This window comes from Bacillus sp. NPDC060175, assembly GCF_042728695.1.
In the GTDB taxonomy this organism is placed as follows: Bacteria; Bacillota; Bacilli; order Bacillales; family Bacillaceae_G; genus Bacillus_A.
Genome location: NZ_JBHWYR010000061.1, coordinates 1 through 13,259, shown reverse-complemented (window position 1 = coordinate 13,259; position 13,259 = coordinate 1). Strand labels below are relative to the sequence as shown.

The 13,259-nt window shown below is 33.5% G+C and carries 14 protein-coding genes and 4 pseudogenes; 14 read left to right on the top strand and 4 right to left on the bottom strand.

What is annotated here, in order from left to right; all coding sequences use genetic code 11:
* Positions 1-13: 13 nt before the first annotated feature.
* Positions 14-811 (bottom strand): lipid II flippase Amj family protein, encoded by a 798-nt coding sequence (locus ACFWDE_RS23480; protein WP_033706727.1) that lies wholly within the window; start codon positions 809-811, stop codon positions 14-16.
* Positions 812-1,003: 192 nt separating this feature from the next.
* Here ACFWDE_RS23480 and ACFWDE_RS23475 point away from each other — a divergent pair, with 192 nt between their 5' ends.
* From ACFWDE_RS23475 to ACFWDE_RS23450, 6 genes and pseudogenes are all read left to right on the top strand, one after another.
* Positions 1,004-1,669 (top strand): HAD family hydrolase, encoded by a 666-nt coding sequence (locus ACFWDE_RS23475; RefSeq protein WP_377895029.1) that lies wholly within the window; start codon positions 1,004-1,006, stop codon positions 1,667-1,669.
* Positions 1,670-1,886: 217 nt separating this feature from the next.
* On the top strand, positions 1,887-3,326 hold the full coding sequence (locus tag ACFWDE_RS23470; protein ID WP_377895027.1) for a GntP family permease: 1,440 nt from the start codon (positions 1,887-1,889) through the stop codon (positions 3,324-3,326).
* An 87-nt stretch (positions 3,327-3,413) separates the two neighbouring features.
* Complete coding sequence (locus ACFWDE_RS23465) at positions 3,414-4,616, top strand: iron-containing alcohol dehydrogenase (protein WP_377895025.1); 1,203 nt, start codon at positions 3,414-3,416, stop codon at positions 4,614-4,616.
* Positions 4,617-4,762: 146 nt separating this feature from the next.
* Positions 4,763-5,461, top strand: a pseudogene (locus tag ACFWDE_RS23460) (aspartate/glutamate racemase family protein).
* Positions 5,462-5,548: 87 nt separating this feature from the next.
* On the top strand, positions 5,549-6,022 hold the full coding sequence (locus ACFWDE_RS23455; protein ID WP_002148278.1) for an SAM-dependent methyltransferase: 474 nt from the start codon (positions 5,549-5,551) through the stop codon (positions 6,020-6,022).
* Complete coding sequence (locus ACFWDE_RS23450) at positions 6,019-6,459, top strand: GNAT family N-acetyltransferase (RefSeq protein ID WP_377895024.1); 441 nt, start codon at positions 6,019-6,021, stop codon at positions 6,457-6,459. The genes ACFWDE_RS23455 and ACFWDE_RS23450 overlap by 4 nt, the downstream gene beginning before the upstream one ends.
* Positions 6,460-6,516: 57 nt before the next feature.
* Here ACFWDE_RS23450 and ACFWDE_RS23445 read toward each other — a convergent pair whose 3' ends face one another.
* Together ACFWDE_RS23445 and ACFWDE_RS23440 are read right to left on the bottom strand one after the other, a co-directional pair.
* A complete protein-coding gene (locus ACFWDE_RS23445) occupies positions 6,517-7,044 on the bottom strand; it encodes an HAD-IIIA family hydrolase (RefSeq protein ID WP_002148276.1) in 528 nt (175 codons plus the stop codon).
* A 29-nt stretch (positions 7,045-7,073) separates the two neighbouring features.
* On the bottom strand, positions 7,074-7,505 hold the full coding sequence (locus tag ACFWDE_RS23440) for a GNAT family N-acetyltransferase (RefSeq protein ID WP_002148274.1): 432 nt from the start codon (positions 7,503-7,505) through the stop codon (positions 7,074-7,076).
* Between the two features lie 152 nt (positions 7,506-7,657).
* Between ACFWDE_RS23440 and ACFWDE_RS23435 the strand changes: the two genes are divergently transcribed.
* From ACFWDE_RS23435 to ACFWDE_RS23410, 6 genes and pseudogenes are all read left to right on the top strand, one after another.
* On the top strand, positions 7,658-8,368 hold the full coding sequence (locus ACFWDE_RS23435; protein WP_002148273.1) for an ABC transporter ATP-binding protein: 711 nt from the start codon (positions 7,658-7,660) through the stop codon (positions 8,366-8,368).
* Positions 8,361-9,560 carry an ABC transporter permease gene (locus tag ACFWDE_RS23430; RefSeq protein WP_002148272.1) on the top strand — a complete coding sequence of 400 codons (1,200 nt, stop codon included), beginning with the start codon at positions 8,361-8,363 and terminating at the stop codon, positions 9,558-9,560. Before ACFWDE_RS23435 ends, ACFWDE_RS23430 begins: the two co-directional genes overlap by 8 nt.
* A gap of 282 nt (positions 9,561-9,842) precedes the next feature.
* Complete coding sequence (locus ACFWDE_RS23425) at positions 9,843-10,430, top strand: YpjP family protein (RefSeq protein ID WP_377895022.1); 588 nt, start codon at positions 9,843-9,845, stop codon at positions 10,428-10,430.
* A gap of 105 nt (positions 10,431-10,535) precedes the next feature.
* Positions 10,536-11,171 (top strand): HAD family hydrolase, encoded by a 636-nt coding sequence (locus ACFWDE_RS23420; RefSeq protein ID WP_377895020.1) that lies wholly within the window; start codon positions 10,536-10,538, stop codon positions 11,169-11,171.
* A 1-nt stretch (position 11,172) separates the two neighbouring features.
* Positions 11,173-11,556, top strand: a pseudogene (locus ACFWDE_RS23415) (VOC family protein).
* Between the two features lie 11 nt (positions 11,557-11,567).
* Positions 11,568-12,500 carry an aminoglycoside phosphotransferase family protein gene (locus ACFWDE_RS23410; protein WP_002148268.1) on the top strand — a complete coding sequence of 311 codons (933 nt, stop codon included), beginning with the start codon at positions 11,568-11,570 and terminating at the stop codon, positions 12,498-12,500.
* Between the two features lie 35 nt (positions 12,501-12,535).
* Here ACFWDE_RS23410 and ACFWDE_RS23405 read toward each other — a convergent pair whose 3' ends face one another.
* Positions 12,536-12,751 (bottom strand): hypothetical protein, encoded by a 216-nt coding sequence (locus ACFWDE_RS23405; RefSeq protein ID WP_002148266.1) that lies wholly within the window; start codon positions 12,749-12,751, stop codon positions 12,536-12,538.
* An 85-nt stretch (positions 12,752-12,836) separates the two neighbouring features.
* Here ACFWDE_RS23405 and ACFWDE_RS23400 point away from each other — a divergent pair.
* Positions 12,837-13,034: pseudogene (locus ACFWDE_RS23400) on the top strand (VOC family protein); the annotation flags it as partial.
* A gap of 46 nt (positions 13,035-13,080) precedes the next feature.
* A pseudogene (locus tag ACFWDE_RS23395) lies at positions 13,081-13,259 on the top strand (AraC family transcriptional regulator); the annotation flags it as partial.

Here is a 13,259-nt window from a genome sequence, read left to right as displayed (position 1 = left end):
TTTAGAGAGTGAATTAATGCATCAGTTCAATAATCCATAAAATCCAGTAAGCACCTGGTACGAACAACAGTTGTGCGAGTAAAGTACCGAGAAGTCTAGATATCATTAGCCAACCATACATTTTACTCATAGATTCAGCACCATTTTCTGATTGTAAAGCTCGCTCTGTTAATAGAGCAATGCGTGGGTCGAGCAATACTGTTAATAAAATAGTAGCAAAACCATTCACAAGACCAGAAGCTGTACTTGCATTTGTTGCGTAATCTGGATTTAGAAAAGAAGCGTAAAGGGCTGAAAGAACACCCGCTGTATAAATTGCGGTAGCAAACATGTTAATAAGCATAATACGTTTTGGAATACCACCGATACGCAGTCTATGAACCATTTCTAATTTTGGAAAGCGTACATATTTTTTTGTGTACTTTAATTTTTGAATGTTATTTGTTTTCATCATTCGAATGAATGAACCGTCTGTTTCAAAGTTTCGAATGACATATCCAAATAGTTTTGTCAAAGTTGGATAAAGAATAATCGCAAGTAATGTACCGACAGAAGCAGATAATAGTACAAGTCGTATAGTATGCTCTAAATTAATAGAAGCATCTCGTTTTGCTTCATCGACAATCCCGCCAATTAAAAAGGCTTGTAGTAAATTTGATGTTCTTGAAATAAGTAATACCATTCCTACGACAGATAAGGCAACGACAATCTTTTTTAAACGAACACCAGCTAATCGAATACTATATGAACTTGTTTCGACTGCGTGGATGACAATTGTGAAAGCCATTATAAAAATTAGCGTAATTGACATTTGTTTCACCAGTTTCTATTGAATTAATTGTAACTTTTTTACTTTATCATATCTATCCGTATTTTGTAACTGAAACTATGTAACATAGAAAAAATAATTTTTTGAAAAGATAAATAATGATAGTATAGTAGAGGTGGAGTAGTAAAAAACCTTCAGTATTACATTTAAAGTAGGATGAGTGGGGGATTAAATATGTATACAACATTTTTATTTGATTTAGACGGAACATTAACTGATCCGAAAGAAGGAATTATTAATTCTGCTTTATATGCGTTAAATAAGATGGGGATTGAAGAAGGGAATATAAGTGAGTTAGATTCATTTATCGGCCCACCAATACAACAATCTTTTGTAGATAGATATAATATGAATGAAATAGAAGTAGAACGAGCGGTGTTTTATTTTCGGGAATATTTAAAGCGAAGTGGTTTATTAGAGAATAAAGTATACGATGGAATTCCAATCCTATTGCAAGAATTAAAGGATGCTGGCAATCGTTTGTTTGTAGCAACTTCAAAGCCTACTGTATTTGCGAAACAAGTAATAGAGCACTTTCAGTTAACATCTTTTTTTGAAGAGATTGTTGGGAGTGATTTAGATGGGACAAGAATAAAAAAGGAAGAAATAATTGCTCATATTTTACAAACAAATGAAGAACTTCAAAAAGAAGAAATGGTGATGATTGGTGATAGAAAGCATGACGTAATCGGTGCGAGCAGTAACGGAATTGCTTCAATAGGTGTATTGTATGGATATGGTAATGAGAATGAATTGAGTGATGCTAGGGCAATTCATATAGTGAAAGATGTCGAAGAGTTACAAAGCTTCTGTATAGAGAATAGTACGATAAAACTATAGAAATAGAACCTAGAAATCCCTTTATAACATATGACGATGAAAGCGTTTTTGTTTAAAGGGATTTTACATATGTAATCGAATACTTATAATTAGACATTTTTAGCATGAAAAATTTGTAATAAAAAGAGGAGGAATGTCATGAGAAAAAAGGGCTCGAAATACGAGTGAAAGTCCGTCGTTAAAAGATTGAATTTTCAGTTTAAAAGGAGGGTTATAATTGGAGCTAGTTATTATTTTATTAGCACTTAGTTTACTCATGTTTGTAGCATATAAAGGATTTTCTGTAATATTATTCGCACCGATTTTTGCATTATTTGCGGTATTTTTAACAGAGCCTAGTTTTGTATTACCTTTCTTTTCTAATATTTTTATGGAGAAAATGGTAGGATTTATTAAACTATATTTCCCTGTATTTTTACTTGGAGCAATATTTGGGAAAGTAGTAGAAATGTCAGGAATCGCTGATTCCATCGCAAAGACGATTGTAGAGTTAGTTGGAGAAAAACGTACAATTTTAGCGATTGTTTTAATGGGAGCTATTTTAACGTATAGCGGTGTTAGTGTGTATGTAGTGGTGTTCGCTATATTTCCGTTTGCGGCTAAGTTGTTTCGACAAGCGGATATTCCGAAGCGTTTAATCCCCGGCACAATCGTTCTTGGAGCAGCAACATTTACAATGGATGCGCTTCCTGGATCACCACAAATTCAAAATGTAATACCTACAACTTTTTTTAAAACTGATATTTATGCAGCGCCGATACTTGGTATTTTAGGAGCAATTTTTGTTTTAACGTTAGGTTTACTTTATTTAGAGAGTAGGCGTAAGAAGGCAAAAGCAGCAGGAGAAGGGTATTTTGGTTTTAACGATGGGAATTCTGAAATGGCAGCATCTTTGCAATTAGAACAAAAAGATATGCCGATATTAAGCAGTATTGAAATTACAAGAGTACAGCAAGTAATTGCGTTTGTACCACTTATTTTAGTAGGTGTAATGAATAGAGTTTTCACAATCATGATACCAAAGTGGTATCCGAATGGCTTTGATTTCTCAGCTATTGGTATGAAAACATTTGGAAAAGTTGAATTAAGTGCGGTAGTTGGGATTTGGTCTGTAGAATTGGCACTTATTATAGGGATTTTATCAACGCTATTATTATATTGGAAACGAGTAGTAACTGGATTTCAAGCTGGATTGAATACGAGTATTGGTGGAGCGCTACTTGCAACAATGAATACAGGAGCTGAATTTGGATTTGGTGGTGTTATTGCAGCACTTCCAGGATTTGCAATTATGAGAGATAGCATCTCTGCAACTTTCACGAATCCATTAGTAAATGGGGCAGTAACAACGAATATTTTGGCTGGTATTACTGGATCAGCATCAGGAGGAATGGGGATTGTTTTAAGTGCGATGGGGGATAAATTTATTGCAGCGGCCAATCAATATGATATTCCATTAGAAGTCATGCACCGCATTGTATCAATGGCATCAGGTGGAATGGATACATTACCACATAATGGTGCAATTATTACTATTCTAACGGTAACAGGATTAACACATAAACAGTCATATAAAGATATATTTGCTATTACAATTTTGAAAACGGTTGCTGTATTTTTAGTTATCGCATTCTATACTCTTACAGGAATTTATTAAAAATAGATACTATATGGATTGTAAAGATTTATTAAGTTGATATTTTTTAGACTAAAATATTAATTAGGGTAAGAAGGGGTGGAGTACTTGCAAGAAGTTGCTGAGTTTCGGATGCCGAAGTCTGTATTATATGGGAGAAATTCGTTTGAAAAACTAGGGGATCAATCAAGAAAGTTAGGGAAAAGGGCTTTTATTGTAAGTGATACAATGATGGAGAGTCTGGGTTATGTTGAAAGATGTGTAGATCACTTAAATGCGAAAGGGATTACTGTTATTACGTACAATGAAGTAAACACTGAGCCTACAAATTTACACGTATTAGAAGCGTTAGCTATTTGTAAAGAAGGAAAATGCGATTTTATCATAGGTATTGGCGGAGGAAGCTGTATTGATGCTGCAAAAGCAGTAGCGGTGTTACATACTAATGGTGGAGCAATTGAATATTACGTTCAAAAAGATATTGAAATAGAAAATGATCCACTACCACTCATTGCAATTCCAACAACTTCAGGTACTGGATCAGAAGTAACAAGTGTAGCAGTAATTACGAATAAAAAAACAGATGTAAAAATGATGATAAAACATCCAAGCTTTACCCCTCATGTTGCGATAATAGACCCAATTTTTACAAGTTCGGTACCACCTCATATTACGGCAGCGACAGGTATAGATGCATTATGCCATGCAATTGAAGCTTATATTTCTAAAGTTTCACAACCTCTTACAGATGTTCTTGCTCTTTCAGCTATTGAAAGTATTATGAAATATTTACGTATTGCATATGAAGATGGAGATAATATGGAAGCAAGGGAAGCAATGATGATCGCTTCATTACAAGCTGGAATTGCATTCTCAAATGCATCAGTTACGTTAGTTCATGGTATGTCAAGGCCAGTAGGTGCACTATTTCATGTACCGCATGGTATATCGAACGCCATACTATTACCTACAGTTTTAGAGTTCACAAAAACAAGTGCAGTGAAAAGGTTAGCCGAGATTGGACGCAATTTAAACAAAGATCTCTACTCATATTCTGAGGAAGAAGTAGCGAATTACACGCTTGCTGAAATAAAGAAACTTTGTTTTGATCTTTGTATTCCAAATTTAAAAGAATATGGAATTGATGAAATTGAGTTTGAAAATGCTATTTCTAAAATGGCCTCGGATGCAATTGAAAGTGGTAGCCCAGGAAATAATCCGCGAGTTCCTTCTTATAATGAAATTAAACAGTTGTATCGAGAATGTTTTAATTATCAATATGAAGATTCTATAAAAACATTAGGGGGTTAATTTCAGAATATTCTTATAAAATTTCCTTGGAAATAGTTAAAACAAGACTTTATATTATAAATTTAAAGTCTTGTTTTATTGTGTATAATATACATAATAAAACATTGTTATTAGTTTAGAAAAAAGCTTAGGTAGGTGTTGGTTATATGAAAACGATAGGGCTTATAGGTGGTATGAGTTGGGAATCAACTTCGGAATATTATCGAATTTTAAATGAAGAGATAAAAAGTAGATTAGGAGGATTACACTCAGCAAAATGTTTGATTAATAGTATAGATTTTGAAGAGATTGAACGATTCCAGTCTAACGGGGATTGGGATGGAGCAGGAGAAGTATTAGGGAATGCGGCGTATTCATTGCAGAATGGAGGAGCAGACTTTATAATCATTTGCACAAATACAATGCATAAAGTAGTGGAGAAAATAAAGGAGAATATTAACATTCCCGTATTACATATTGCTGATACTACTGCAAAAGAAATTAAAAGAAAAGGTATTCAAACGATTGGTCTACTTGGAACAAAATATACAATGGAGCAAGATTTTTATAAGTTACGCATAGAAGAGAATCATATAAAAGTAATGGTTCCATCAAAAAAGGATAGAGATAAGATAAACGAAGTAATATATACAGAATTGTGTTTAGGAAAGATAACATCTCAATCTAGAGAGTATTATAAAAGAGTTATAGAAGAGCTAGTACAAGAAGGGGCACAAGGAATCATATTAGGTTGTACAGAAATAGGATTATTAATAAAGTAGGAAGACGTATCAATACCGATATTTGACACAACTCATATACATGCAATTGAAGCGGTTAATTTCGCTTTACAAAATAGATTATAATTATATTATGTAACCTAATTCATGTTTGTGGAAAACATTCAGAAAATATTTTATAATGTAAGTGGTTACATTTAAGGGGGAATGCGTATGTTTTCAGTTCAACCAATCGCATTTGTACATAATGAAAGAAAGGAAATAAAAGATGATGAGTGGGGAGAAGTAAGATCCTATATTACTTTAACTGAAATGTATACAGAGGAAAGTATAAAAGGGATTGAAGATTTCTCTCATATTGAAGTTGTTTTTTATTTTCATAAAGTAACTGATGAACAAATTCAATATTTTGCTAGACATCCTAGAAATAATAATGATTATCCTAAAGTAGGCATTTTTGCACAGCGCGGGAAAAATCGTCCGAATCGCATAGGAGCAACAATTGTAAAGGTGATCAAAAGAGAAGGTAAATCAATTATTGTTGAGGGGTTAGATGCTATTGATGGCACCCCTATATTGGATATAAAGCCGATAATGAAAGAATTTATGCCGAAAGAAGAAATTCTACAGCCTAAATGGGCAACGGATATAATGAGACAGTATTGGAAGGGGAATGGAGTAAAATGAGAATATATGAGGCAACAATTGCAGATTTAGATGGACTAGCATCAGTTTTTAATAACTATCGTATGTTTTATAGACAAGATTCCGATATAGAAGGAGCAAAAGCATTTTTGCGAAATCGAATTGAGAGAAAAGAATCAGTTATTTTCGTGGCAGTTGAAGACGGTGAATATATTGGATTCACACAATTATATCCATCATTTTCTTCTATTTCGATGAAAGAATTATGGATATTAAATGATCTGTTTGTACAAGCCACTAAGCGCGGAGCAGGAACAGGTAAAAAATTATTAGAAGCTGCTAAAGAATTTGCATTAGAAAATGGTGCAAAAGGTGTGAAATTACAAACGGAGATTGATAATTTATCAGCACAGCGATTATACGCTGAAAATGGTTATTTGAGAGATAATCGTTATTTCCATTATGAATTAACGTTTTAAAAAAATATAAGATTAAAAAAGACGTTTTCATTGTGAAAACGTCTTTTTTAATTTGTATTATAGTTGATTTAAAACCCAATTTGTAGCATCTTCAAAGTTTTCTGCAATGTAGTTTGGTTCAATATGTGCCCATTTGTCCCGGTACGTATGTAAAGCATCATATCCAGCGCCTGTTCGAACTAATATCGTTGTCGCATGTACTGTTGCTCCTGCAACGATATCAGTCCAGCGATCACCAATTACAGCACATTTTGTTAAATCAAGCCCGTGTTTTTCAGCTGCTTGCAGCAGCATACCTGTACTTGGTTTACGGCATTCACAACCATCACCGTGCTTGTGAGGACATATGTAAATATCATCAAAGCCGAAACCTTTTAATTCTTGTGTAAAATCAGCTACAGTTGCTATCCCATCTGCGATACCTGGTTGATTTGTGAAAGAGAAAATTTTTATATTTTGAGCTTTTAGTTTTTGCAGAGCTACTTTTGTAAAGGGGAATAAGGTAAAAGATCCAGGATAATGTATTGTAGTGTCGCCGCCAATTGTACCGTCACGATCAATGAAAATTGCTTCGATGTTTGTCATAGTTTTAGTCCTTTCAATTAAAAAGTAGTTTAAAAATGTTTTACAAATCGATATCCATTTACTTCATATCCTAATTTTTTGTAAAAAGGATGTGCTTCTAATCTATTTGTTCCACTGACTAGCCATGTGCCGATACAATTATGCGTCTTTGCTAATTGCTCCGCATAATCCATTAATATTTGTCCAATGCCTTTCCGCCGTATTGTAGAATCAACACTAATAATTGAAATCTCTCCATAACGAGTTACATCTTCTAAATTTTCACGTATACGAAATCCAAGTAATCCAAATATAGTTTTTTCTTCCTCATAAACATATAAAAAATCAAACGGACTCATTTGTACGAATTGCAATCGGTTGTTCATATCTTCATAGGAAATAGAGGAACCTTTTAATTCTTTTGTTAAAGAACAAAGTGCATCTATATCGTCTATCGTAGCTTCACGAATTTGAAAAGACATATTATTCACTCCAATAAAATGTAATCAACATTTAATATTCTGTTAAAAAATATTTTTTCCTGCTATGAAAATAAATATTTTATAATGATATATAGATAGCTATATGTTATTCTTTTCCTTGATTGTATTGGAAATGGAAAGAAGGGGAACGTATGTTGAAGGTGAATATCCGCTCAGCCGGATATGAAATTGGTGAAAAGACAGTTCATGATATTGCATTTGCAATTGAAAAAGGCGAGTTAGTGGCTCTTATTGGTGCAAATGGCGCAGGAAAGAGTACGACAATTAAATCGATACTCGGTTTGCTTGTCAATACGGATGGTGAAATCTCGTTTGGTGAAAAGAAAAATCCATATGCATATGTACCGGAGCATCCCACTTATTATGATTATTTAACTTTATGGGAGCATATTGAATTGTTAATGGCTGCCCGTGGAAATGAAGAGGGAAATTGGGAGGACAAAGCAAGGGAATTATTACATACGTTTCGAATGGAAAAACATATACACGAATACATATCAAAGTTTTCAAAAGGTATGAAACAAAAATCGATGCTAATATTAGCATTTTTAACAGAGCCAGATTTCTATATTATTGATGAGCCTTTTATCGGTTTAGATCCAGTAGCCACGAAAGACTTTTTGAATTACTTATATAAAGAAAAAGAGCGAGGAGCAGGTATATTACTTTGTACGCACGTGCTGGATACAGCTGAAAGAATTTGTGAAAGATTTTTACTCATTTCGCAAGGTACATTAGTTGCAGATGGGCATTTAGAGGCGATCCAATCGTTAGCAGAAATGCCAGGAAGTACACTGTTAGATTGTTTCGATGCAATTGTAAGGCGGGAACAAAATGATTAAACAACAGTTTAATAAAAGGTTACGTCATGAATTGCAAAGAAAATGGAAAGCGATTCGTTCTGTAACAGATTGGACAGTAGCATTATATATTGTTATTCCCGCACTTATATTTATTGTAATGTATTATCGTTCATTATGGGTAAAAGAACTATCAATGGAAGAGACCGTTTATTTTGGATTAGGTTTACTTGCATTTTACTTTGTTACATTTTCAAGAGGAGTTCGCTCATTTTTTGAACAAGCAGATAGCTTATTTTTAATTTCGTACCCAAATCATATGCGAAGATTAATGAAGCTTGGAATGATATATACGTTAATTCGGATTGCAATAACGAACGCAATTGTAGTATTCATTATGTTGCCTATATTGATGAAAAGTATGGGAGCGACAATTATACAAATCGTACTGTTCTGGATTTTCTTTACTGTTTTTCGATTTATGCTATCTTTGTTGACGAGATTCATAAATGTACGTGTGGGGAAACGATGGGTTTTATTGATTATAAAAGATGTTATATTTTCTTTTAGTTTGATTTTTTTTGGAATCAGTGTATTTTTCATTTATAAAAATCCATTGTATTCCATATTATTTATCGGTCTAGCAGCTTTATTTACTATAGTCTTGGTAAAAGAAAAGATGAATTATAAAAATTTCTTTTTTAAAGAAGTTGAGAAAGAAAAAGAAGAAAGTATGCGTTGGACGGTAGGGATTATGCAAGTTGGTGGCCATGCTGCGAAGCCGAGTAGTTCGAATAAAAAACCGTGGATGTTCCCTCGTTCTAAAAAGATATTAGGAAAAAAATCTGATTCGCGTATTGTAGAAGCTTTTTTAAAAGAATTTTTGCGTACAAGTAGTGCTTTAATGTTTTATGTTCAAATTGTATGTATAAGTACTGTAAGTATTATCGTGACTCCGCAGTGGATAACAGCCATTATTCTTGTATTTGCTATAGTTGCTATTTCTCGCTATGCGCGTGATTATTGGAATGAATTTACGAAGAAAATGTTTCTACATTTATATTGTGATGAAGGAGAATTACTATTATTAAGGTGGAAGGCGGATCGTTATTTGCTCCTTCCAGTCGTATTTATGTACGCAACAGTCATCCTCTCACAGTTTTATTTATTGCCAGCAGTAATTATTGGAGTTATTTTTATAGCATTCATTGGTTGGATTGTATTTTTACCATAGAAAAAGAGCCGGAAACGGCTCTTTTTCTAGTCTGTAACACACTGATAAATAAAATATACTAAAAGGAGTATGCTTGCGGCGGAGTACAGGGCATCTAAAGTCATCTGGTCGCCTCCTCATTGTTGTTGTATATATAGTGTATGAAATCTTACAATTTCATATTCAAGTGAAAAATATGTGAACGTTAACAAAATTGTAAAGTGCAAAAATTACAATCATTTTGTATAATAGAAGAAACAGCCGTTATATAAAATATAATGAGTGAAAGGGGAGGGAACATAAATGCCAAATTGGTTTAGAAAAACCTTAGTCGCATTAATTACCGTATTTACATTTGGTTTAGTGACGCCTCCTTCCATATTGCTTGATAATGCCAAAGCTGCGGACAAGCCTACGAGCACAGCTGGGCAACAAAATTTGGAGAGTACGTCCTATACATATGAAGAAGCGAATGACAGGTTAACCACCGATACTTTTATTACTTATGCAATGCAAGAAGCAGAGCAGCAGTCGATGCAAAAGTTTGGAACTAAAATTGGTCCAGTAATTGAAGATGAGTTTAAAGATGTAATATTACCGAAAATTGAAGAGGCAATTGCTGAGCTTGCCAATGATGTACCAGAGGAGTCGTTACAATCATTATCGATTTCTCAGAAACCAGCTGGTGGAAATAATGAAAAGATTTTTCACGTTTACGATACGAAATCTGGAAATGACTTACTGCGATTTCATGTAAGAAGAGATCATCCACCGCAAGATGGTTATTATTTCAATTTCCACTATCATCGTTTTGATGATGGATACTCTGGACATCATGAATTAGGAAATATTTATTGGAATACGAATGTACCGCCAAAATGGCTTTCTTAAAAAGAACAAGAGAAAATCTTGTTCTTTTTTTGTTGATAAAAGGGTAAGACAACTATGCTGTTGAATACCATATGTTTAAGAAAAAGAAGAAAAGGGAGTATGGGGATGCAAAAATATATTGTTTTTGACTTTGATGGCACATTAGTAGATTCACAAAATATATTTGTACCGATCTATAATCAAATTGCTGAAAAGCATGGTTATAAAACAGTAAGGGAAGAAGAAATTGAGCATTTACGTAAATTAACGATGCCAGAGAGATGTAAACAACTCGATGTACCACTGTATAAACTACCGATATTAGCGTTAGAGTTTTATAAATTATATCAACCCGCTATAAAAGATCTCGTTTTGTTCCATGGGATGAAGGATGTATTAGATGAATTACATAAAAAAGGCTACGGGATTGCCGTCATATCATCGAACTCAGAAGAGCATATTCGGGCGTTTTTACACAATAATGGTATCGAAAATATTCAAGAAGTGTATTGTTCTAAAAATTTGTTCGGTAAAGATAAAATGATAAAAAGATTTTTAAAATCAAAAAAAATAACAGAACAAGATATGTTATATGTCGGTGATGAACAGCGAGATGTAGCTGCATGTAAAAAGGCTGGGGTAAACGTAATTTGGGTATCATGGGGATATGATGTCATTGAAACAGTAAAAAAAGATGCACCGGATTATATGGTCAATACGCCAATGGAAATTGTGCAAGTAGTACAGGAGTCGCATTCTTAATATGAATACACATCGAGTTGGTATTCATCATATCGAATTTTTGGTAGCGAATTTAGAGGAATCCATTTCTTTTTACGATACATTGTTTTCAATAATTGGATGGAGAAAATTAAATGAAGTAGAATATAGTACGGGGGAAAGTGAAATATATTTTAAAGAAGTAGATGAGGAAATTGTAAGGACTTTAGGGCCATGACATATTTGTTATCAAGCTATTCATAGAGAAGTAGTTGATGAGGTTGCAGAGTTTCTTGCTATTACGAAAGTGAAGGTTATACGTGGTCCTATTGAAATGAATCATTATTCGGATGGTTATACAATAGACTTTTATGACCCGAATGGGTTTATTATAGAAGTAGCGTATACACCAAATGTAGAAATGTAAGGGGAATAAACATGAAAACAACTACAGCAGGGCAAAACAATATAAAAATATTAAAAGATGCAGCAAATATTGAAGAAATTTCTAAAGGTTTCTCACCTGATAAGAAATATATAATTACGAATGCGAATAATGAAAAATATTTATTGCGGACAGGCGATATAAAAGAGTATGAAAGAAAGAAAATAGAGTTTCAAATTTTATATGAAATGCAAAACCGTAGTGTGCAAGCACAAAAGCCAATTGAAATGAGTTTGTTGGCAGAAGAAGGTTTATGCTATGGCATTTTTTCATATTTAGAAGGGGAAGATGCGAAGAAGCTATTGCCTACGTATTCACCCAAAGAACAATATAATATTGGTATAGAGGCAGGAAAAGATTTAGCAAAAATGCATACATATGAAGCTCCTAAGGATATACTTCCATGGTATGAAAGAGCAATGAAAAAACACCGAAAATATTTAGAGGCATATAAAACATGTGGAATAAAAATAAAAAATGATGATAAAATCATAAAGTTTATAGATGATAATGAAATGTATTTACAAAATCGCCCAAATCGATTTCAACACGATGATTTTCATTTAGAAAATATAATTGTGCGGGATGGGAAGTATGTAGGTGTTGTTGATTTTAATGGATACGACTGGGGCGATCCACTTCATGATTTCGTAAAAATTGCACTATTTGCAAGGGACATTAGTATTCCATATTCAATCGGACAAATAGAAGGATACTTTAATGGGAGAATACCAGAGGAGTTCTGGAAATTATATGCGGTGTACGTTGGCATGACGGTTTTCTCATCAGTTGTCTGGTCCTTACGAGCAGCGCCGCATATGTTAGATGATACGTTAGAACGCCTTACTATAGTTTTAGAGGATCATAAAAACTTTGAGTTATTAAAGCCAATTTGGTTTCAACCAGAAAAGATTGATATGAAATAGAAAAGGTAGGTGTGATTCACATCTACCTTTATTTTTTACCATTCTTCGTTTTGAAGCAGTTGTAATGCTAACTTTAAATCCACATCTTCTTGTATATCAGTAAATTGTACTGGTGTTAGTTCTCCTTGTCTCTCTAGTTTCGCAATTGTCTGTAAATAAGTAGTAGGATCGTCCCATCCTTCCTTATCTATACAGCCTGAATAATCGTGATGAGTAATCGAAACTACTTCTTTAAAAATTTCTGTGTACACAGTTTTTCCTCCTTGTAATTTAATTAGTTGAATAAAAGAATTCTGTGTTATGTATTATCCTTTATTTGGATAGGTGTTTTATTACAAAACATTAGGAACGAGGAATGTTTGTTACCAAGCTATTTATAGGAAATGCGTTGATGAGATAGCAGAGCTTCTTGCTGTTAATAAGGTGAAATTTATCCGTGGTCCTATTGAAATGAATTATTATTCGGATGAGGACTACTCGATTGATTTTTATAACCCGAATGGAATTATATATACACTGAATGTGGGAAGATAAGGAGAAACTTGACGTCTCCATTATAATAAAAAAAGGGGGTGGGTTATTGAAAATCAGGCAAGGCAAATATGAAGAAATAAAATTACGCGATAGAATTCCAGGAATGGTTGAATATATAGAAGATACAATATTACCTACTGGTTTTCACTATTATATTCCTCCTCACTGGCATAGAAGTATTGAAATTAGCCTAGTCGTATATGGAGAAGTTTTCTTGTATGTGAA

Excerpts from the sequence above, each read along its gene's own strand:
- ACFWDE_RS23480 (WP_033706727.1), bottom strand. The coding sequence starts at position 811 with ATGTCAATTACGCTAATTTTTATAATGGCTTTCACAATTGTCATCCAC.
- ACFWDE_RS23475 (WP_377895029.1), top strand. The coding sequence starts at position 1,004 with ATGTATACAACATTTTTATTTGATTTAGACGGAACATTAACTGATCCG.
- ACFWDE_RS23455 (WP_002148278.1), top strand. The coding sequence starts at position 5,549 with ATGTTTTCAGTTCAACCAATCGCATTTGTACATAATGAAAGAAAGGAA.
- ACFWDE_RS23450 (WP_377895024.1), top strand. The coding sequence starts at position 6,019 with ATGAGAATATATGAGGCAACAATTGCAGATTTAGATGGACTAGCATCA.
- ACFWDE_RS23445 (WP_002148276.1), bottom strand. The coding sequence starts at position 7,044 with ATGACAAACATCGAAGCAATTTTCATTGATCGTGACGGTACAATTGGC.
- ACFWDE_RS23440 (WP_002148274.1), bottom strand. The coding sequence starts at position 7,505 with ATGTCTTTTCAAATTCGTGAAGCTACGATAGACGATATAGATGCACTT.
- ACFWDE_RS23435 (WP_002148273.1), top strand. The coding sequence starts at position 7,658 with ATGTTGAAGGTGAATATCCGCTCAGCCGGATATGAAATTGGTGAAAAG.
- ACFWDE_RS23430 (WP_002148272.1), top strand. The coding sequence starts at position 8,361 with ATGATTAAACAACAGTTTAATAAAAGGTTACGTCATGAATTGCAAAGA.
- ACFWDE_RS23425 (WP_377895022.1), top strand. The coding sequence starts at position 9,843 with ATGCCAAATTGGTTTAGAAAAACCTTAGTCGCATTAATTACCGTATTT.
- ACFWDE_RS23420 (WP_377895020.1), top strand. The coding sequence starts at position 10,536 with ATGCAAAAATATATTGTTTTTGACTTTGATGGCACATTAGTAGATTCA.
- ACFWDE_RS23410 (WP_002148268.1), top strand. The coding sequence starts at position 11,568 with ATGAAAACAACTACAGCAGGGCAAAACAATATAAAAATATTAAAAGAT.